Here is a 19,212-nt window from a genome sequence, read left to right on the forward strand (position 1 = left end):
GTCAGTCCCCCCGCTTGATCGCGAAACTGTCGAGATAGGCGTCGGGTTCGGCGGGGTCGAAGGTCTTGCCCATCACGACGAACGACTTCGTCACCTCCGCCGGCGGGGTCAGCCCGACCTCGTCCATCAGCCGGGCGGTGTCCGTTGCAAGGAAAACCTCCTTCGCGATGGCGTTGTAGTCGACGTCGCCCTTGATCTGCCCCCAGCGCTTCATCTGGGTCATGATCCAGACGGCGAAGGATTGCCAGGGGAAGGGATCGAAATCGACGCGGTTCGGCTCGCGCACCACATTGCCGAGACCGTCGGCGAACGTCCCGGTCAGAATCTGTTCCAGCACGATCTCGGGCTGGTTGAGATAGTTGGCCGGTGCAATCGCAGCGGCGATCTCCTTGCGGTTCTCCGCCTTCGTGGCATAGGCCGTCGCGTCGATGATCGATTTCAGCAGCGCGGAATAGGTGTTCGGCATTGTCTCGATGAATGCCTTCGAGGCGGCGAAGGCACAGCAGGGATGCCCCTCCCAGATGTCCTTGGTGAGGATGTGAATGAAGCCTACCCCGTCATAGACGGCGCGCTGGTTCATCGGATCGGGCCCGAGGAAGCCGTCGAGATTGTCGGCACGCAGGTTGGCGACCATCTCCGGCGGTGGTACGGCGCGTATCTGTACGTCGGTATCGGGGTCGATGCCGTGCTCGGCCAGATAGTAGCGCAACAGGTAGTTGTGCATGGAGTAGTCGAAGGGCACGGCGAACTTGAAGCCCTTCCAGTCCTTCGGGTCGCGCCGATCCTTGTGCTTGAGCGCCAGCGTGATCGCCTGGCCGTTGATGTTCTCGACCGCCGGCATGGCGTATGGCTGGGGGGGCGAGCCGATGCCCATCGTTATCGCGAGCGGCATCGGCGAGAGCATGTGCGCGGCATCGTATTCCTTGTTCAGCGTCTTGTCCCGGATCACCGACCAGCCGGCGGTCTTGATGACCCCCACGTTGAGGCCGTGCTTGGAATAGAAGCCCATCGGATGAGCCATGATGATGGGCGTCGCGCAGGTGATCGGGATGAAGCCGACGCTGAGGTCGGGTTTCTCGATCGGTCCGCCCTGCGCGAACACCTCGGTCGCCGTCACCAGCGGGAAGAATTGCGCGACCACCGCTGCCGCGGTCGAGGCGCCCACCGCCCTCAGAAAGGCGCGGCGCGAGACGTCCTGCGGAAACATCGCCCGCATCACCGCCGCGGCGACGACGTTTTCATATTGCCGTTCGGCACTGGAGCCGACCTGCTCCGCCAGGTACCGGCTGTCGTGTTCGCTCTGGCTGGCGTGGCGGCCGCAGCTGCAGCCGGATGGGACTGAACGGTCGTCGAACGGGTTGTTGAACATGCGGTTCCCCTGTGCTTCTATCTGCAGTACGTGAAGCAAGCCGCATGCCAGTTTCGCCGCGAGGGGCTTGTCCCTGTAGACAAGGGATTTTTTTCGTCACGCCGGGTCCGTATTGACTCACGAAATTTCGTAGATTACGATTTTTCGTATCCGGCAGTAACGAGATTTCGGATGCATCCGCCGCTGGCCGAGAGCTACTTCCGCCATTCCCCGCAGGCCGAACTGATCTTCGATCCCCACGAAGACCGGATCGTGGAGGCGAACGTGTCCGCTTGCCGGCTGCTCGGATACGACCGTGACGCGCTGATCCGCTTCAAGGTTTCGGAAATCCATCCGGGGCAGTTGCCAACGCTCATCGTGTTCACGCAGGCGGTGATGGCCCTCGGCAGGTGGTGGACCACCTCGCTCAAGCCGCGCCATGCGGCCGGACGCGAGGTCGAAGTCGAATATGTCGGCTCGGTCCTGCCCATCAATGCCGGCCGGAAGCTCATCCTCGTCGCCGCAAGCGACATGCAGGAGCGCCGCAAACGGTCGGTCGATGCGGCTGCCGACGATTTCATGGGCGGCGGCATTACCGAGTGGCAACGTGTCGAGCGGGTCTTCCGCGACATCGAGCGCGAGAACCGCCTGATCTTGCGTGCCGCTGGCGAGGGCATCTACGGCGTGAATGCCCAGGGCAAGACGACCTTCGTCAACCCTGCCGCGGAACGGATGCTGGGATGGAGCGCGCAGGAACTCGCGGGCCGCGACATCCATAGCATCATGCATCATACGCGCCCGGACGGCACACACTATCCGCATGAGGAGTGCCCGATCTATGCGGCCTTCCGCGACGGCGCCGTACACAAGGTCGACGACGAGGTGTTCTGGAGGAAGGACGGCAATCCCGTGTGGGTGGAGTATACCTCCACCCCGATCCGCGACCGGAACGTGATCGTCGGTGCGGTGATCGTCTTCCGCGACGTCTCGCAGCGTCGGGAGGCGGACGAAAAGCTGCGCGCGGCGCTGGCCGAGGTCGACCGGCTGCGCGAACGGCTCGAGCTGGAAAATGCCTATCTCCAGGAGGAGATCCGCATCGAGATGAATGTGTCCGGCATCGTGGGAAGCTCGCAGGCGATCCAGTCCACCCTGCGCCAGATCCAGCTCGTCGCGCCGACCGATGCGGCCGTGCTCATCACGGGGGAATCGGGAACCGGCAAGGAGCTGATCGCTCGCGCGATTCACGAGGCGAGCCATCGCAAGAACCGTCCGCTGATCCGGGTGAACTGCGCGGCGATCCCGCGGGAACTCTTCGAGAGCGAGTTTTTCGGTCATGTGAAGGGCGCCTTCACCGGCGCCCTGCGCGATCGCGTCGGCCGCTTCGAACTCGCCGATGGGGGCACGCTCTTCCTTGACGAAGTCGGCGAGATCCCGCCCGAACTGCAGGGCAAATTGCTGCGCGTGCTGCAGGAGGGGGATTTCGAGCGTGTCGGCGAGGAACGGATGCGCTCGGTGGATGTGCGGGTGATCGCGGCGACCAACCGCGACCTGAAAGAGGCGGTGCGCCAGCGGCAGTTTCGGAAGGACCTCTATTTCCGCCTCAACGTGTTCCCCCTTCAGTCGGTGCCGCTCAGGGACAGACGCGAGGATATTCCCCTGCTGGCGAGGCATTTCCTCGCGCTGGAGGAAAGAGCGAACCGCCCGAGGCTCGTGCTGCCCGAGACGGAGCTGAGAAAACTCATGCACTATGACTGGCCGGGCAATGTGCGCGAACTGCAGAACGTCATCGAGCGCGCAGTGATCCTGGCGCAGAACGGCCGGCTGACGATCGACCTGCCTGACAGCGCCGTGGGCGCTGCCCCGGGCGAGCCCGCAGGCCCACAGGATGCATCGTCCGATCGCATTCTGACCGAGGCGGAGATTCGATCGCTGGAACGCAGGAACATCGAGGCAGCCATCGTGGCATGCAACGGCCGCGTTTCCGGCGCGGGGGGAGCGGCCGAGCTTCTCGGCTTGCGTCCGACGACGCTCGCCTCTCGGATCAAAGCTCTGGGTATCGACCGAATTGGGTGACGCCGGCGTTCGGCCCCGAGTGCTCGGCCAAGGTGCGGCCTTTCCGGATTGATGCTCGGCCCAGATTTTCACAAGAAGGCTCCGTCAATGAAGAGTATGAGTTCTTGCCGTTCTGGGCGGGGCTCATGGCTTTGCACGAATGCGAGCCAGAGGCAACTCTGGAAAGTCAATCAACAAATTGCGCCGGGTTCAGAAGCCATCTACTCTGCATGTAGTATCACCGCACCAGTAGAGCTTCTACAACTTGCCTGGAATAAGCTCAGGACTTGTCGATGAGAGCCGGCAGGTGACAGGAGCGGCGATGCAAATGGCCGAGAAGCATGTGTGGGCGCATAGGCCGCTATGGGCACGTGGACAAAGGTTTGCGGACGGTTGGTGCTTGTATTTCATTGGCTTTGAATACCAGCCGACAGGTGTTCTGGTGAACGGCAAGCACTATCCCATCGTGAGCATGGATTGGGTGGAGGGCGACACGCTCGGATCGTTCCTTGAAGACAACTATTCTGACAAAGGATATTCTGACAAAGGACGCATCGAATGTTTGCGCTCCCAATTCGCCGAGGTTGAACGATTCCTGCGGTCGAAGGGGCTTGCGCATGGCGACCTTCAGAGAAACTAATCGATCATGATGGAATCTATGTGCCGACAATGGCGACCGGACAGGGTGCTGAACCCGGCACAAGCATTTCCAGCATCCGAACCGCTCGACAGCAGACTTCGGACCGGACATGGACCAGTTTTCGTTCATCGTGATCGATTTGAGCCTTTGGGCAGTAAGTAGCATACGATCCAATGCGCGCTCCGCCAGTCCGATCGTCTATGGCAGCGGCGACTTTCCCGCCTGCCTGGAGCGCGTCCTGGCTGTCACCGATCACGCCGGCTTCGCCGCCGGGGGGCGCAGGCCGCCAGTCAGGGCAGGCGGCCGGGCTTCGTCGCTGCCACGGGCATCAAGTATAGCGGACGCGGCCTCTATGAATCGGCCATCGTGCGCGTCGGCCGCACAGGAAAGGTCTCTGTCTACACCGCGCCTGATCATGGAGCAGGGATTGAAGACGGTGGCCGGCTGGAGCAATCCGCGACCCCGCGTCATTTTCGCTTGACACCCTATCCGGGCACCGGTTTAACTAGTTAGTAAATAAAGCCAGGGGAATGCAAACAAGTCCTATGACAAGAGTTATGTCGTCGTATCTTCTTTCGGCGGCGGACGTCGAGGCATCGTGCCCGTCGTCCGTCTGGCATCGGCGCGGGAAACCACATCGGCCGCTTGGGCGATGCGGAATGGTAGGTGCCCGATGAGCGCCCGGCCTGACTATCAAGGATACCGGAACAATGCCGGCGGCAGGCTTGCGGAGCCGATGGTCGATCACCTCGGAGAGGGCAAGAGCGCGATCGAGAAGGACGAGATTCCGGCAATCCATGCCTTCGATATAGCGCATGCCATCATGCTGACCGAACAGAGGATCGTTGAGCGGGCGGTCGGGGCCGACATCCTGCGCGGGCTGCAGGAAATGGAGCGCCGCGGTATGGCCGAGACGCGGCTTGCGACCGGCGGGGGCATCCATTCGGCCGAAACCTTCCTGATCCGCGAGTATGGCGATGCAATAGGCGGGTGGCTGCATCTCGGCCGCAGTTCGGGCGACCTGCACGCAGTCTCGCGCCGCGTCGCGCTGCGCGGGCAGGTCCATCGCATGCTCGCGGCGCTCGGCGCCCTGCGCGAGGCGCTACTCGACGTCGCCAGCGAGCATCTGTCCACCGTCATGCCGGGCTATACGCACGGCCAGCACGCCCAGCCGATCACCTACGCACTCTGGGCGACCATGTTCGAGGAGGCATTCTCCCGCGACGCCGGAAGGCTGCTTTCCTTCCATGAGCGGCTGAACCTGTCGCCGGCCGGGGCTGCCATCATGACTGGCAGCGATTTTCCCGTGGATCGGACGCGTGTATCCACGCTGCTCGGCTTCGACGCGCCGCTCGGCAATACGTTGGACGCGATCCTGAGCCATGACATCGAGATGGAAGGTGCTGCGGCGCTCGCCTTGCTTGCGCAGACGCTGAGCCGCATGGCGAGCGACCTGCATCTGTGGTCCGGTTTCGAGTTCGGCTTCGTCGAACTGCCTGACCGCTACTGTGGCACCAGCAGCATCATGCCCCAGAAGAAGAATCCCGATGCGCTGGAAGACATGAAAAGCATGGCGGTGCAATCACTGTCTTCCTTCGTGACCACCTTTACTACCAATTACGGCCCGACTGGCTTTCCGATCTTCGAGCAGCGGCACAGCTTCCATCTCCAGGCGGCATTCGGCGAGACGCTGGCGATCCGGCTGGAGGCGCTAGCGCCGATGCTGCGCGACATGGCGGTCAAGGTGGAGCGGATGCGCGCCCTCGCCGGCGCGAACTGGGCGCAGGTGACCGATGTGGCCGGCATGCTGGTCCGCGAGGCCCGGCTGAGCTGGCGCACGGCCCACCATGTCGTCGGCGCTTTCATCCAAAGCTGTGTGGAGCAGGGGATCTCGCCGGATCAGACAAGAGTGGGCCACTTGGCGCAGGCCGCCGCCGGCATCGGCCACAGGCTGCCGCCGCTCGACCCTGCAGCATTCGCGCAGGCGATGGATCCTACGAGCTTTGTCCTGCGCCGGCACATTGCTGGCGGGCCGGCGCCGGAGTTCATGGCTCGGTCGATCGCGACCGCGCGTGCCCGGCTGGCCGATGATGCTGCCGCCCATGCGCGCCTCGTTGCCAAGGTGGAGGCGGCCGCCCGCGAGCGCGAAAGGGCGATGCAGAGGATTATCGATGAACATCCAGGCGGGATCGTAGCGGGCGACAATGCCGTGCGAGCGAAGATAAAGGTAGGCTGATGATCAGATTCATCGCGATGCGGTTTCTCTCGACCGTTCCTGTGGTGTTCGTCGTTGCGGTCGTGGTCTTCCTCCTCGCCCGCCTCATTCCGGGCGACCCTGCGACGATCATCGGCGGAGAATATGCGACCGAGCAGGAAGTGGAGGCGATCCGCCTCGCAATGGGGCTCGACAAGCCGCTGCTCGTCCAGTTCATGACCTGGCTGGGGCGGCTGGCGGTTGGCGATCTCGGCACCTCCGTCTTCTCCAACGTGCCGGTTTCCCAGCTTATCCTGCAGCGCGCCGAGCCGACGCTTTCGCTGACCATCTCGACGCTGGTGATTGCGCTGCCACTGGCGCTGACGCTGGGCATCCTCGCCGCGTGGAAGGCGGGACGGAGTCTCGACCAGATGCTGATGCTGTTTGCGGTGGTCGGCTTTTCCGTGCCGGTGTTCATCCTCGGCTTCGGGCTCGTCTACGTGTTCGCACTGAAGCTCCAGGTGGTGCCGGTGCAGGGCTTCGCGCCGATCGGCGCCGGCTTCCGCCCGTTCCTGCAGAGCATGGCGTTGCCGGCCAGCGCGCTGGCGCTGGCCTACACGGCGATCCTGTCGCGGACCACGCGGTCCAGCATGCTCGAGGTGATGAGCGAGGACTTCAACCGCACGGCGCGCGCAAAGGGCCTCAACGAGGCCGGTGTGCTCCTGCGTCACACCCTGCGCAACGCCTCGATACCGATCCTGACCATGGTCGGCATCTCGGTGGCGGGACTGTTGAGCGGCTCGGTGGTGATCGAGAACCTGTTCAACATACCGGGCATCGGCCGCCTGCTCATCGATGCAGTGTCCAAGCGCGACTATCCCATCATACAGGGCGTGATCCTCGTCTTTTCGCTGATCTACGTGCTGATCAACCTATTGATTGATATCCTCTACGCGGTGGTCGACCCCCGCATCCGTTACTAGTCGGGAGCCGACCATGCTTGTTCAGGACATGACATCCGAGCGACCAAAGAACCGCAAGCAACGGCGATTCCGTCTTTCGCCTGCGCTTGCCGGGCTGGCCGGCTCGCGTTCGGTCGTCTTTGGCGGAGGAGTGGTCACGCTCTTCTTCCTCTGCGCGGTTCTCGCGCCCGTACTCTTCACCGTCGATCCCGTTGCGATCAATCCGATCCAGCGCATGAGGCCGCCCTCCGAATTGGCTTGGTTCGGAACGGACGCGCTTGGCCGCGACGTCTACAGCCGCGTCATCTTCGGCATCAGGACTTCGCTCATCGTAGGGCTGGCGGTCGTCGTCCTGTCGACCGTGGTCGGCCTGTTCCTTGGACTGGTGTCCGGCTATGTCCGGGCCCTCGATCCGATCATCATGCGCATCATGGACGGGCTGATGGCGATCCCGGCGATCCTGCTCGCCATCGGCCTTGTCGCGGTGACGGGTGCCAATCTCGGCACGGTGCTTGCGGCGATCACGGTGCCGGAAGTTCCCCGCATCGTCAGGCTGGTACGCGGTGTGGTGCTCTCCATCCGCGAAGAGCCCTATGTAGAGGCCGCGATTGCCTCCGGCACGCGGGTTCCGGTAATCCTCTGGCGACACATACTGCCTTCGACCATTGCGCCGCTGCTCGTCATGTCGAGCTACGTGGCCTGCCACGCCATCATCGCGGAGGCAGTGCTGAGCTTCCTTGGCGCGGGTCTGCCGCCGGAAATCCCCAGTCTCGGCAACACGATCGCGGAAGGCCGGCGCTTCCTGCAGATCCAGCCGCATCTGGTCTTCATTCCAAGCCTGGTGCTGTCGGTCATCGTGCTGGGCGTGAACGTGCTCGGCGACGGCTTGCGCGACCAGTTCGACCCGCGCATGAAACGCCGGCCCTAGACCATGATCCCGAAGAGTGAGCCCCGGCTTTCGGAGCAGATTCCGGTCTATCTTAGTAATTGTGCCGCATTTGTGCGACGCAAGGTGATCTCACCTTGCTGCAGGATGCTCTAGGCGTGAGGAGAGAGAATGACAGAGACAGCTACGCCCTCCCTTGCGATTTCGGATCTGACCGTCGCGCTTCCCGATGGAGGCGACAGGCCGAATGCAGTCGAGCACCTCTCGCTCAAGGTCAACCGCAGCGAAATCCTCTGTGTCGTCGGTGAATCCGGTTCGGGCAAGTCCATCGTCGCCCAGACGGTCATGGGTCTTCTGCCGCGCGGCATCCAGGCGACGGGCGGCTCGGTGAAGCTTGCCGGCGAGGAGATCCTTGGCGCCTCGGCGCAGCGCATCCGGCAGCTTCGCGGCAGTCGCATGTCGATGATCTTCCAGGAACCCATGACCGCGCTCAACCCGGTGATGAAGGTCGGACCGCAGATCGCGGAGGTCTTGCGCATCCACACAAGGCTGTCGGCCGCCGAGCGGCGGGAGCGCGCGACGGCGATGATGCGCGCCGTGCAGCTGCCGCGCATCGAGGAGATGTATGACAGTTACCCACACCAGCTTTCGGGGGGACAGCGCCAGCGGGTGATGATCGCTTCAGCGCTCGTGCTGGAACCGGAACTGCTCATCGCCGACGAGCCGACGACGGCGCTCGACGTGACGACGCAGGCGAAAATCCTGCGCGTCATCAAGGAATTGCAGTGCGAGCGCGGCACGGCGGTGCTGTTTGTTACGCATGATTTCGGCGTCGTGGCCGACATTGCCGACCACGTAGCGGTCATGCAGCGCGGCCGGCTGGTCGAAAGCGGGCCGGCACGCGACATCCTCTGGGATCCCCAGCATGAATATACGCGCATGCTGATCGCGGCGGTGCCGAACCTCAAGCCGAAATCGCCGAGCGCGATGGCCAAGGGCGTCACGCTTTCCGTCTCGAACCTGTCGAAGACTTACGTTTCCAGCAGTTTCTTCCGCAAGAAGGAGCCGCTGCACGCGGTCGACAACGTCTCGATCGATATCCACCGGGGGGAAACCTTGGGGATCGTCGGCGAATCCGGATCAGGCAAATCGACGCTGGCGCGCTGCATAACGCGGCTGATCGATCCGTCGGCGGGCACCATCCGCCTCGACGGTTTCGAATTTTCCGCAGCGCAGGGCGAGACGCTGCGGCGTGAACGGCATCGCGTCCAGATCGTGTTCCAGGATCCGTACCGTTCGCTCAACCCGCGCCGAACCGTGGGGCAGTCCATCGTCGAATGTCCGATCAATTACGGGATGCCGAAGGAGGAGGCCTGGTCGCGGGCAGCCAGGCTGATGGAGCTTGTCGGTCTTGATCCGGTGGCGGTGGGGCGCTTTCCGCACGAGTTCTCCGGCGGCCAGCGCCAGCGTGTCTGCATCGCCCGTGCGCTCGCGGTGGACCCCCAGATCCTCGTCGCCGACGAGGCGGTCTCGGCGCTCGACGTCTCGGTGCAGGCGCAGGTGCTGCGCCTGCTCGACGAGATCAAGGCGCGGCTGCACCTGTCGATGCTGTTCATCACCCACGACCTGCGCGTCGCTGCGCAGATCTGCGACAACATTGCGGTCATGCATCAGGGTAAGGTGGTCGAGGCCGGGCCGACACACGAGATTTTCGCCCGGCCGAAGCATGCCTATACTGCGCGCCTTCTTGACGCTGTCCCCGGCAAGCATTGGCAGGACCGTCAGGTTCCGGTGGCATGAACTGACGGACCGGTCGCCACCGCCCCGCCAGGGGATGGAACGGAATCTTGTCACCGCTGCAGGGACGAAAGAGCTAGGATCCGGAGTGAAAAAGGCGTTCGTCTCGTACTGCTGGTTCCCACTGACCTTTCTCATCGCGCTGGCGGGCGGGACGGTGTTCTGGTGGTTCAATGTACCGCTCGGCTGGATGCTCGGCGCGATGGTAACCTGTCTTTGCGCATCGCTGCTTGGCGTGCCGGTGGTTGCTGTGCGTGCGTCCCGCGGTCCCGTGATCGTCATCCTGGGACTGGTGCTGGGATCGAGCATGACCCCCGCCATGATCGACACCGCCGGTAAGATACTGCCGACGCTTTTCGCGCTGTCGGCCTACATCGTCATTTCCGGGCTGATCTGCGTGACCTATCTGCGCTTCGTCGGCAGGTTCGACTGGACGACGTCCTACTATTCGGGGATGCCCGGCGGGCTCAACGAGATGGTCACGCTCGGCGAGCAGCGCAATGCGGATATCCGGATCATCGTGCTCGTCCATTCGGGACGCATCCTGTTCGTGATCGGGACCCTGCCTTTCATCCTGGCCCTGATGAGCGACCTCGATCCGTTTGTGCGGTCGGCGCGTCCCTTCGTCCCGCTGACCTGGCAACCCGAGGGCCTGTTCTGGGCGGCCTTCTGCGCGGCTGCAGGCATTATAGTCGGCGGTTGGCTGCGCCTGCCAGCACGGTTCCTGTTCGGCCCGATGATCGCAAGTGCTCTGGTCCACATCTCCGGCGTCTCGGATTTCAGGGCGCCGACGCTGCTGGTGAACGCCGTCCAGCTCGCCATGGGCCTCATGCTTGGCTGCCGCTTCGCCGGCACGTCGCCGAAGCTGGTGCTTCGCGTGCTTTCACATTCGGTCATCACGGCCAGCCTGCTTCTGGCGGCTGCCTTCGCGTTCAGCTTCCTGCTCAATCTCTACTACGACTATGACGTCCTGCAGCTCATTCTGTCCTATTCGCCAGGCGGGCTGACCGAGATGGGCCTTGTCGCGCTGACGCTGCATCTCGATGTCGGATTCGTCGTCATCCATCATGTCGCGCGGATCTTCTTTGTCGTGGTGATCGCGCATCTCGTGAACCAGCTTTTCTTGCGGCGCGGCACCAAACCCACCTGACAAGCGTCTTTTCCCAGCTCCCCGGTCTTCATAACGCGTCGGCAGGTTGCGGGCGCGGCTTCGTTCCAATATTGAATAACTGTTTCATTACCGATTTTTACGGGGATGGTCGCTTTGAGGAAAAGCAAAATAGGGCGAGGCTCCAGGGAGCAGATCCTTGAAGCTGCATTGAACCAGTTCGCATCGAAAGGCATTGACGGCGCGAGGGTCGACGACATCGCACGCCTCGCCAATGTCAATAAGAACCTCATTTATCACTATTTCCAGAGCAAGGAGAAGCTCTTCATCGCCGTACTGGAGCATGTCTATGAGACGGTGCGCGAACACCAGCAGGATCTCAGGCTGCGCAATCTGGGACCGGAAGAAGCCATGCACGAGCTCGTGCATTTCACGGCCGATGTGTGGATCGAGATTCCCGAATTCATACGGCTGCTGGCCAGCGAGAATCTGCATGAGGCACGCCATGTGCTGCAGTCGCCCAAGATTCTCGAAATGTACAATCCTCTGGTCGAGACGTTGACGAGCATTCTGGAGAGCGGCGTGGAGCAAGGAATTTTCCGCGAGGGCATCGACCCGATCGATCTCTACATCTCGATCACCTCGCTCTCGGCGCACTATGTGGCGCATCGCTACACGTTCGAGGCCATCTTCAAGCGCAATCTGATGACGCCGAGCCGGCTGCGAAAGCGCAAGGAGGTCATCAGCGAGATGATCCTCTGCTACCTGAAGAATAAGTAGGGATCGTCGCCGGCAATTGGTCGCGCGCACGATGTCTTCCGACTGGATTTCCTGATGGCCTCCCAGACCCGCTGCGGGGTCCTTTTGGATGAAAGCAGCGCCGAGTCCAGCAATCCGCCTGACTGAGATCGGGATAGTCGATGCTGCAGGCGAGACCCGTCGAAATCCTCGTGCCGATCCTCTCGGGCGGCGTGCGAGACTTGGACGGCCTGTGGGTGTTGGCTGTGAAAGCTACGATCCGTGGTGGCCATTTGTGACGATGGCCAATCTGCTCTCCGAATTTTCTCTGTGGACATGCCCGGGCAGGACGGACAGGCCATGCCGTCCTTCGCGGAACTTGATCGCCCGGTCAGGGGCGCGTCGAACTGCGAACCCGCATATCATCGGTTTCACAGGCAGATCATCTGCTTGACATTGGCTTAACTAGTTAGTTTAATCTTTGAAACGGTCAAGAGTGGGGCCTTCTGGGGGCGCGTTGTTTCATAGTCGCGGTCTTGCAGGTTGCTCGGGGATTCTGAGCGGCAGGCAAAAAGAGCCGTATACTAGTACTACAATTGCGATTCAGATTGTTCCCGTTTTGACCTCTTAGAATGAGCGTTTCTGCCATCGCGTATTTTTGAGAATAGACTGTTTCGGTAAAGCCCATTTCCATCTCTTGAGCATCCAAATTCCAAATTGCAACTGGAGTACCAGACTAGAACTGACCGGTCGTTCCGGCAGCAACATCAATCGCCACCACGGGAGGATCCAGACCAGGAAGTCCACTTTCTGAAACGCGGAGAACGAGAAGGCTGCGGGCGATACCCACATGAACAGGCACGGATCTCCGTGTGGAAAGTAATGCTGTGTGCCGAATCCAGAGGAAGAACAAAGGAAAGACAGATGAAGCTCTATCGCCGCTCGCTCAAATATGCTGTCGCATTGACGGCTTCGCTGCTGCTGTCCTGGTCAGCCGCCGCTCCCTCCGTAGCGCAGGATTCCGCCTCCATCCTGCGTGTCGTACCCTATCAGGACGTTACTGTCTTCGACCCCATCACCCAGTCGACCCCGAACGGCACCAACTACGGTTATATGGTCTACGACACGCTGTTTGCCACGGACGCGGATTTCACGCCGCAGCCCCAGATGGTCGACACCTGGGAAGTCAGCGAAGACAAGATGGTCTATACCTTCAAGCTGCGCGACGGGCTGCTCTTCCATGACGGCCAGCCGGTGACCGCGGAGGACTGCATCGCCTCCATCAAGCGCTGGGGCCAGAAAGACGGCGTCGGACAACTGCTCATCGCCGCTACTGACTCGATGGAAGCCATCGACGACAAGACCTTCAAGCTCACGCTGAAGCAGCCTTTCGGCATGGTGCTCGACGCACTGGCCCGCTCGAACAACGCCGCGCCCTTCATCATGCCGAAGCGCTTCGCCGAGACGACCGAGGCCTCGAAGCCGGTCGTGGAGGCGATCGGCTCCGGCCCCTACAAACTGCTGAAGGATGAGTGGGTGCCAGGCTCGAAGATCGTGTTCGCCAAGAACGAGGCCTATGTACCCCGCAAGGAGCCGGCATCGCGCTTCGCGGGCGGCAAGATCGCCAATTTCGATCGTGTCGAATGGCTCATCATGAGCGACGCGGCAACCGCCCTGGCGGCTCTCCAGCGTGGCGAAATCGACATCTGGGAAGATCCGCCATCAGAGCTCGTCCCTGTCATCGACTCCAGCCCTGATATCAGGACCTCGATCATCAATCAGCTCGGCCGCATGATGCATATAAGGCCAAACCATCTGCAGCCACCCTTCGACAATGTGAAGGCGCGCGTGGCGCTGGAATACATCACCAGCCAGGAGGAGTATCTAGCGGCGGCGGTGGGCGATCCTGAACGTTACCAGATCTGCTACGCCATGTTCTACTGCGGCGGGCCGCTGGCCACCGATGTGGGCAACGAGCCGCTCCTCAACAACGATCCCGCCAAGGCGGCGGAACTGTTCAAGGAAGCGGGATGGGATTTCTCCAAGCCTGTCACCATCCTGCAGGCGACTGACTCCGAACTCTACCGCAATGCGAGCTTTGTGCTGGCGCAGAAGCTGAGGGACATCGGCCTGAATCCGAAGCTTGAGGCGATGGACCTCGCAAGCCTCAACTCGCGGCGCACCAATAAGGGTTCGCCGGAGGAAGGCGGATGGCAAGTGTTCGTGACTGGCACGTCGCCCAGCAATGGCGTCAACCCGCTAACCAGCAACATCGCCTTCGCTAATTGTGACAAGGCCTGGATAGGCTGGCCTTGCGACGAGGAACTGGAGAACATCCGCAAGTCGTTTCTGACGCTCTCCACGATCGAGGAGCGCCGCGCGGCAGCGGAAGCCTTCCAGAAGCGTTCCTACGCGCTGGCCACCTACATCCCTCTTGGCCAGTACAAGGTCTATGTCGCGCACAGCGACAAGGTCGAGGGCATTCTCGAGACCGGCGAGAACTATGCCTACTGGAACATCACCAAGAAGGATTAGTGCTCCGCGCTTGGATCCCAGGCGGGATTTGACCGCCCGGGGTCGGTCGAGACCAAAATTCGGAACGGCTGCCGGAAGGCCGCTCCGAAGGCTGGCTTCGACATTGCAGGCAACGGCTCATAATGCAGGCCGGCATTATCCGCAGAGCGGGAGCACCCCCTTGTTCTCGATGCGCAAGGGCCCGAGGCGATTGGAAAGGCCGGTGCCAGGTATGCCGGAAATCGAACCGGAGGCATGGCGGTGCCCCCAGCAAAGTGGAGGAGCTAAAGTGGAGTCCCCATTGAACCACGAGGTGAGGGCAGTCCAAGCCTCGTCGAGTGACGCAGAACCCATCGATCCGCGGGCCTTTCGTCAGTGCCTGGGCCAGTTCGCGACGGGCGTGACCGTCATCACGACGCTCACGGATGGCAGGCCGGTGGGCGTGACGGCCAATTCGTTTTCGTCGCTTTCGCTCGATCCTCCGCTGGTGCTGTGGTCGATCGGAAGGAAATCGCGGAGCTTTCATGCCTTCGAGGCAGCGGAGCACTTTGCCATCAACATTCTCGCTGCCGATCAGGTCGACGTTTCGCAGCGCTTTTCGAGCGCCGCCGAGGACAAGTTCGAGGGTTTCACGTGGTCGGCGGGCCATGCCGGGCTTCCACTAATTCCCGGCGCGATCGCGCATCTCGAATGCAGCGCCGCGGCCGCGCATCAGGAGGGCGATCACATCCTTCTCATCGGACGGGTCCTGCGCTTCGTCAGCATGTCCGGCAGCCCGCTGCTCTTCGCGCAGGGCCGATATGGCGTGGTCGAGGAGCATCCTGCTGTGAAGGCGACGCGGGAGAGCGCGTCGGCGGCAAACGAGGCTGTGCCGCAGGAGACGCGGCTGCTTTCTCTGCTGTTCAAAGCCCATCGTCTCGCCTCCGCGAATTTCGACCGGCACCGCAAGGCCGAAGGCATGACGGCAGCCCACGTCAGGATTCTCGCGGAGCTCTATGACCGGCCGCGGCTCACGGCGGAGCTTCTGTCCAGGCGCGCCTATATGGGCAGGCGCGAACTCGACGACGCTGTCGCCGATCTGGTCGAGCGGGGCTGGGTCTCGCGGCTGCCGGACGGCGCGCTGGAACTGACGGCGGCCGGGCGAAGCAAGCGCGAAACGATCCGCCGTCTCAGAGACGAATTCGACGCCAGCCAGTTCGCCGGCGTCCCTGAGACGGAGCGGGCGTGCGCCCGCGATTTTCTGTCCAAGCTGATCGAACGGCAGGCCCGTGAGCTGGAACAGCAATGATGCGGCGCCGCGCCGACCGCAAGGGCCCATAACAAGGCCCTTCCAGTACTTGATAGCAGGCTAACCAGATAGTTTGTTCTGTGGGCCAGCGCTAGCTTGGTCCGCGTGTTTGGATCGAGAGAGGCAATGACGAAAATGGGGCAGCAAATGGCAAAAACGAGGAAGCAGTTGAAGCTGGGCTTCAGCATGGCAGGCAACGGAGGTCACAAGGCAGGCTGGCGTCATCCGCTGGCGCGGGTCGAGAGCACCTCGCAGTTCTCGGTGTGGAAGGATATGGCGGCGGCGCTGGAGAAGGCCCGGATCCACTACATATTCCTGGCCGACGGCGCGGCAGTGCGCATTGATGCGGCCGACGATGACGCGCTGAGCTATTCGGGGCAGGTCGACAAATTCGAGCCACTGACGTTGCTGTCGGCCGTGGCGGCCGTCACCAATCATATCGGGCTGGTAGCCACTGCCTCGACCACCTACAACGAGCCTTATACGATCGCCCGTAAATATGCCTCGCTGGACCACCTGTCGGGCGGTCGCGCCGGCTGGAACGTGGTGACGACGTGGAGCGAACATGAGGCCAAGAATTTCAACCGCACCACTAATCTGGAGCACGCCCTGCGCTACAAGCGGGCCGAGGAATTCGTCGACATCGTGATGGGCTTGTGGGATGGATGGGAGGACGGCGCCTTCATCCGGGACAAGGCAACGGGCCGTTATTTCGATCCGGCCAAGCTCCACAACCTTTTCTACAAGAGCGAGAATTTTTCCGTGCGCGGCCCGCTCAACATCGAGCGGCCTATCCAGGGATATCCGCTGATCGCGCAAGCGGGCCAGTCGGAGCCGGGCCAGGAATTGGCGGCCAGAACCGCAGACGTGGTCTACACCGTCCAGTATAGGCTCGAGGAGGCGCAGGCGTTCTATCGCGGCCTGAAGGGACGGATGGCGAAATATGACCGTTCGGAAGACGAGCTTCTGATCCTTCCCGGCCTCAATGTGATCGTCGGTCGGACGGAGGATGAGGCGCAGGAGAAGTTCCACGCGTTGCAGGACCTGATCCACTTCCAGACGGGGATGAACATTCTGCGCGGCCAGATCAAGGGCGTTGAAAACTTCCCGCTCGACGAGCCGCTGCCGGAAATTGAGATGGAAACGGGCATGGTCAAGAGCGTGCTCCAAGTCATTCTGGCCCGTGCGCGCCGCGACAACATGACGGTGCGTGATTTATGCAAGTTCGTCGCGACCTCCAACCACAACATCATTGTGGGCACGCCTGGCAAGATCGCCGACATGATGGGCGAATGGTTCGAAGCCGGCGCCTGTGACGGCTTCAGCCTGCAGGCGCCCTATTTCGCGCAGGGGCTCTATGACATACTCGACCTGCTGATCCCGGAACTGCAGGAGCGCGGCCTGTTCCAGGCCGAATATGCCGGCGGAACGCTGCGCGAGAATCTTGGCCTCAAGCGACCGGTGAACCAGTTTCTCGATCCGCTGCACAGCCGGGTGACCCGGGCGAGGATGGCGCAGCTCAAGTCGGCCTGACCGGCTGGTAATCCGGCGGATCGCAAGCATCCGCCGGATGTTGCCGAGCTGCGCCCTCGTCCATGCGCAGCTCTGTGCCTGCCGAGATCGTCCGCGGCGCACGCGATCGACCGCCAGAGGGTCTTCGAGGATCGCATGGTGGAGGAGCCGGAGGCGCATATCACCCGGCAGCCGGCGAGAGCGCCGATTGCCGAGAGCGCCGATTGCATTGCGGCCGGCCATCAGGAGGGAGCCGCTATGCGCGATCAGGCCGGGCTGTGGTTGTCCCGGTGAAGCCGACTATTCCTTCCAGGAAACCGCGCCCAAAAGAAAGATGCGGCGGGGATTCGCCTGCCCGCCGCGGTCCGGCGCAATATGGCCTGCCGTGGCCGAATACGGAGCTTCAGCCTGCCTGGGCAGCGGCTGGCTCGGCGTTCTTGCGCTCCATCAGATCGCCATCCTTGTTGTAGGGGCTGTCGTAGAACATATCCATCATGGGATTGTAGGGACGCCCTTGCGGAACGCGGAGCCACAATCGAACGAGGTGGCGCTTCCGATCCGGTTCCGGATAGTCCTCGAATTCGGTCCGGGAATGAAGGCAGGCGCGGTTGTTCACGATCATGACCTCGCCTGGCTCCAGCATGAACTCGACGCCCATCCCCCCGTCGTTCGCAAGCTTGTCGAACAGATCGACGGCTTCCTTGAACTTCTCCGGCATCGGGATGCCGGAAATCTCGGCGGCCTTGTCCATGTAGTCGCGGATGTAGGAGACGCTGACGATGCCGTCGATGCAGCTAAAGACGGGAACCTTGAACGGCGACACGGCTGGCAGACCCGCCGGCTGCTTTCCCTTGCGATCATAGGGGTGGCCTTCATAGAGCTGATCGAGGAGATCCGGACGCGTCGCGGCGATCACATTGTGGATCGCAAGCGCGCTGACGAGCTTGCTTTTCCCGCCGGATTTGCTTTTGCGAAGGCTGAGAAGCACAAGCATCTGGCCGCTGATGCCGTCCGTGTGGAAAACGAGTTCCTGCGTACCGTATTGGCGCCGCTTGAGGGGATTGTTGTCTCCCATGTCTCTCACATGGTCGATCTTGTCGCCCTGCTTGTTCTGCGCGCCGGCAATACCAAGATGCGTTCCAATTCCCCAGACGAGGCGCGTCAGCTCATCATCCGAATAGCGCTCCCGCGAGAGGCCGCGCAGAACGACCGCGCCCTTCCCCGTGTTCAGTTCCTCCGCCACGTCGGCGAGGAAGGAATTGATCTGCGGATCATCGAACGCCTCCCGCTCGATGCTTTCGATCGGAAGCGGCTTGGTGCGCTCGAGAAGTGTATGGAGAACCTCGATCTGTGCATCGGAAAATGCATAGACCAACCCTTCTTTCCCGCCGATCGCCTCGCCCCGCCAGGCAGAACCTTCGGAAATTGGCTCGTAGCGCACATTCATCATCTTACGTCTCCCATTGTTATGAAAAAGACCCGGATCGCCCAGGTTTCGGCAAGCCGGGTAACGAAGTTGGGGCATCCTGACGATGCCGGTCGCGAGGAGCCGAGAAAGAATTGCCGAAAAGAGAATGCTGTTCCAAAGACGTCCATCGAAGCTCGACACTCCGAACCGACGGAGACCATCCGGAATCGAATGCAGTCCCGCGTAGGCAGTCTTCCATATCCCTCGTCGAGAAAAATTGACAGAGCTTAACTAGTTAGTCAAGTTCATTTTTTTAGTCAAGTCCACTTTCTATGCACGGAAAGGGGACAGGAAACCTCGCCCCATGCCGATTTGCGGTGCCCGGCGGAGCTGCAGGTTATCCTGCACGGCCTGGGGCTTGACACTAATTCTGGATGTGTTCTTAAATAACAAGATAGTTAATTACATTCAGAGCGCAGCCCATGCGGCGCCTTTCCACCTGGCGGAACACCCTGAGGTGGATGGCGAGGAGCAGGCCAAGAAGGTGGGACGGAATTCGCGTTTCCGCGCTCTGCCAAGAGGCGTTGATGGTCGGTACGGCACTTGACTTTCCTGCTTCGGGAGAAGGTTCGCCAGATGCGGCGTCGGCGACCGATCGCTGCGCGAACCTGGCCATGAAGGGCCTTCCGGCCGGCACGATGCGGACGGTTCGGCACGGCGGGACGTCGCCCGACGCGGCAGCGGCCGGCCCCACCGCAACTCATC

At 61.9% G+C, this 19,212-nt stretch carries 14 protein-coding genes; 11 read left to right on the top strand and 3 right to left on the bottom strand.

From position 1 onward, the window contains the following. Nucleotide 1 precedes the first annotated feature (1 nt). Nucleotides 2–1,369: a CmpA/NrtA family ABC transporter substrate-binding protein gene (locus ACUSIJ_RS17955; RefSeq protein WP_449309791.1), complete on the bottom strand. Its 1,368-nt coding sequence runs from the start codon at nt 1,367–1,369 to the stop codon at nt 2–4. Nucleotides 1,370–1,540: 171 nt separating this feature from the next. Between ACUSIJ_RS17955 and ACUSIJ_RS17960 the strand changes: the two genes are divergently transcribed. The 11 genes from ACUSIJ_RS17960 (at nt 1,541) to ACUSIJ_RS18010 (ending at nt 17,060) form a co-directional block, all read left to right on the top strand. Beyond that, entirely contained in the window at nt 1,541–3,421 is a 1,881-nt protein-coding gene (locus ACUSIJ_RS17960) for a sigma 54-interacting transcriptional regulator (RefSeq protein WP_449309792.1), read from the top strand. Between the two features lie 307 nt (nt 3,422–3,728). Next, the gene (locus tag ACUSIJ_RS17965) at nt 3,729–4,040 is read left to right on the top strand and encodes a hypothetical protein (protein WP_449309793.1); all 312 of its coding nucleotides are present in this window, start codon (nt 3,729–3,731) and stop codon (nt 4,038–4,040) included. Nucleotides 4,041–4,713: 673 nt separating this feature from the next. After that, nucleotides 4,714–6,276: an argininosuccinate lyase gene (gene argH, locus ACUSIJ_RS17970; RefSeq protein WP_449309794.1), complete on the top strand. Its 1,563-nt coding sequence runs from the start codon at nt 4,714–4,716 to the stop codon at nt 6,274–6,276. After that, nucleotides 6,276–7,217, top strand: coding sequence for an ABC transporter permease (locus ACUSIJ_RS17975; RefSeq protein WP_449309795.1), 942 nt, complete (start codon nt 6,276–6,278; stop codon nt 7,215–7,217). The genes argH and ACUSIJ_RS17975 overlap by 1 nt, the downstream gene beginning before the upstream one ends. 13 nt (nt 7,218–7,230) lie before the next feature. Further along, a complete protein-coding gene (locus ACUSIJ_RS17980) occupies nt 7,231–8,124 on the top strand; it encodes an ABC transporter permease (protein WP_449309796.1) in 894 nt (297 codons plus the stop codon). Between the two features lie 129 nt (nt 8,125–8,253). Beyond that, nucleotides 8,254–9,882, top strand: coding sequence for an ABC transporter ATP-binding protein (locus ACUSIJ_RS17985; protein WP_449309797.1), 1,629 nt, complete (start codon nt 8,254–8,256; stop codon nt 9,880–9,882). 85 nt (nt 9,883–9,967) lie between these two features. Next, nucleotides 9,968–11,029 (top strand): AbrB family transcriptional regulator, encoded by a 1,062-nt coding sequence (locus tag ACUSIJ_RS17990; RefSeq protein ID WP_449309798.1) that lies wholly within the window; start codon nt 9,968–9,970, stop codon nt 11,027–11,029. Between the two features lie 105 nt (nt 11,030–11,134). After that, nucleotides 11,135–11,767, top strand: coding sequence for a TetR/AcrR family transcriptional regulator (locus ACUSIJ_RS17995; RefSeq protein ID WP_449309799.1), 633 nt, complete (start codon nt 11,135–11,137; stop codon nt 11,765–11,767). An 882-nt stretch (nt 11,768–12,649) separates the two neighbouring features. Beyond that, a complete protein-coding gene (locus ACUSIJ_RS18000; RefSeq protein WP_449309800.1) occupies nt 12,650–14,260 on the top strand; it encodes an ABC transporter substrate-binding protein in 1,611 nt (536 codons plus the stop codon). Nucleotides 14,261–14,528: 268 nt separating this feature from the next. After that, on the top strand, nt 14,529–15,527 hold the full coding sequence (locus tag ACUSIJ_RS18005) for a flavin reductase (RefSeq protein ID WP_449309801.1): 999 nt from the start codon (nt 14,529–14,531) through the stop codon (nt 15,525–15,527). Nucleotides 15,528–15,674: 147 nt separating this feature from the next. Continuing rightward, nucleotides 15,675–17,060, top strand: a complete 1,386-nt coding sequence (locus ACUSIJ_RS18010) for an LLM class flavin-dependent oxidoreductase (RefSeq protein ID WP_449309802.1) — start codon at nt 15,675–15,677, stop codon at nt 17,058–17,060. A gap of 382 nt (nt 17,061–17,442) precedes the next feature. Here the strand turns inward: ACUSIJ_RS18010 and ACUSIJ_RS18015 are convergent, their stop codons facing one another. Both ACUSIJ_RS18015 and ACUSIJ_RS18020 read right to left on the bottom strand, forming a co-directional pair. Next, nucleotides 17,443–18,648: a TauD/TfdA family dioxygenase gene (locus ACUSIJ_RS18015; RefSeq protein ID WP_449309803.1), complete on the bottom strand. Its 1,206-nt coding sequence runs from the start codon at nt 18,646–18,648 to the stop codon at nt 17,443–17,445. A gap of 241 nt (nt 18,649–18,889) precedes the next feature. After that, nucleotides 18,890–19,123 (bottom strand): hypothetical protein, encoded by a 234-nt coding sequence (locus tag ACUSIJ_RS18020; protein ID WP_449309804.1) that lies wholly within the window; start codon nt 19,121–19,123, stop codon nt 18,890–18,892. Between the last annotated feature and the right edge of the window lie 89 nt (nt 19,124–19,212).

It is taken from the genome of Pseudochelatococcus sp. B33, assembly GCF_053570585.1.

Excerpts from the sequence above, each read along its gene's own strand:
- ACUSIJ_RS17955 (WP_449309791.1), bottom strand. The coding sequence starts at position 1,369 with ATGTTCAACAACCCGTTCGACGACCGTTCAGTCCCATCCGGCTGCAGC.
- ACUSIJ_RS17960 (WP_449309792.1), top strand. The coding sequence starts at position 1,541 with ATGCATCCGCCGCTGGCCGAGAGCTACTTCCGCCATTCCCCGCAGGCC.
- ACUSIJ_RS17965 (WP_449309793.1), top strand. The coding sequence starts at position 3,729 with ATGGCCGAGAAGCATGTGTGGGCGCATAGGCCGCTATGGGCACGTGGA.
- argH (WP_449309794.1), top strand. The coding sequence starts at position 4,714 with ATGAGCGCCCGGCCTGACTATCAAGGATACCGGAACAATGCCGGCGGC.
- ACUSIJ_RS17975 (WP_449309795.1), top strand. The coding sequence starts at position 6,276 with ATGATCAGATTCATCGCGATGCGGTTTCTCTCGACCGTTCCTGTGGTG.
- ACUSIJ_RS17980 (WP_449309796.1), top strand. The coding sequence starts at position 7,231 with ATGCTTGTTCAGGACATGACATCCGAGCGACCAAAGAACCGCAAGCAA.
- ACUSIJ_RS17985 (WP_449309797.1), top strand. The coding sequence starts at position 8,254 with ATGACAGAGACAGCTACGCCCTCCCTTGCGATTTCGGATCTGACCGTC.
- ACUSIJ_RS17995 (WP_449309799.1), top strand. The coding sequence starts at position 11,135 with ATGGTCGCTTTGAGGAAAAGCAAAATAGGGCGAGGCTCCAGGGAGCAG.
- ACUSIJ_RS18000 (WP_449309800.1), top strand. The coding sequence starts at position 12,650 with ATGAAGCTCTATCGCCGCTCGCTCAAATATGCTGTCGCATTGACGGCT.
- ACUSIJ_RS18010 (WP_449309802.1), top strand. The coding sequence starts at position 15,675 with ATGGCAAAAACGAGGAAGCAGTTGAAGCTGGGCTTCAGCATGGCAGGC.
- ACUSIJ_RS18020 (WP_449309804.1), bottom strand. The coding sequence starts at position 19,123 with ATGGCCAGGTTCGCGCAGCGATCGGTCGCCGACGCCGCATCTGGCGAA.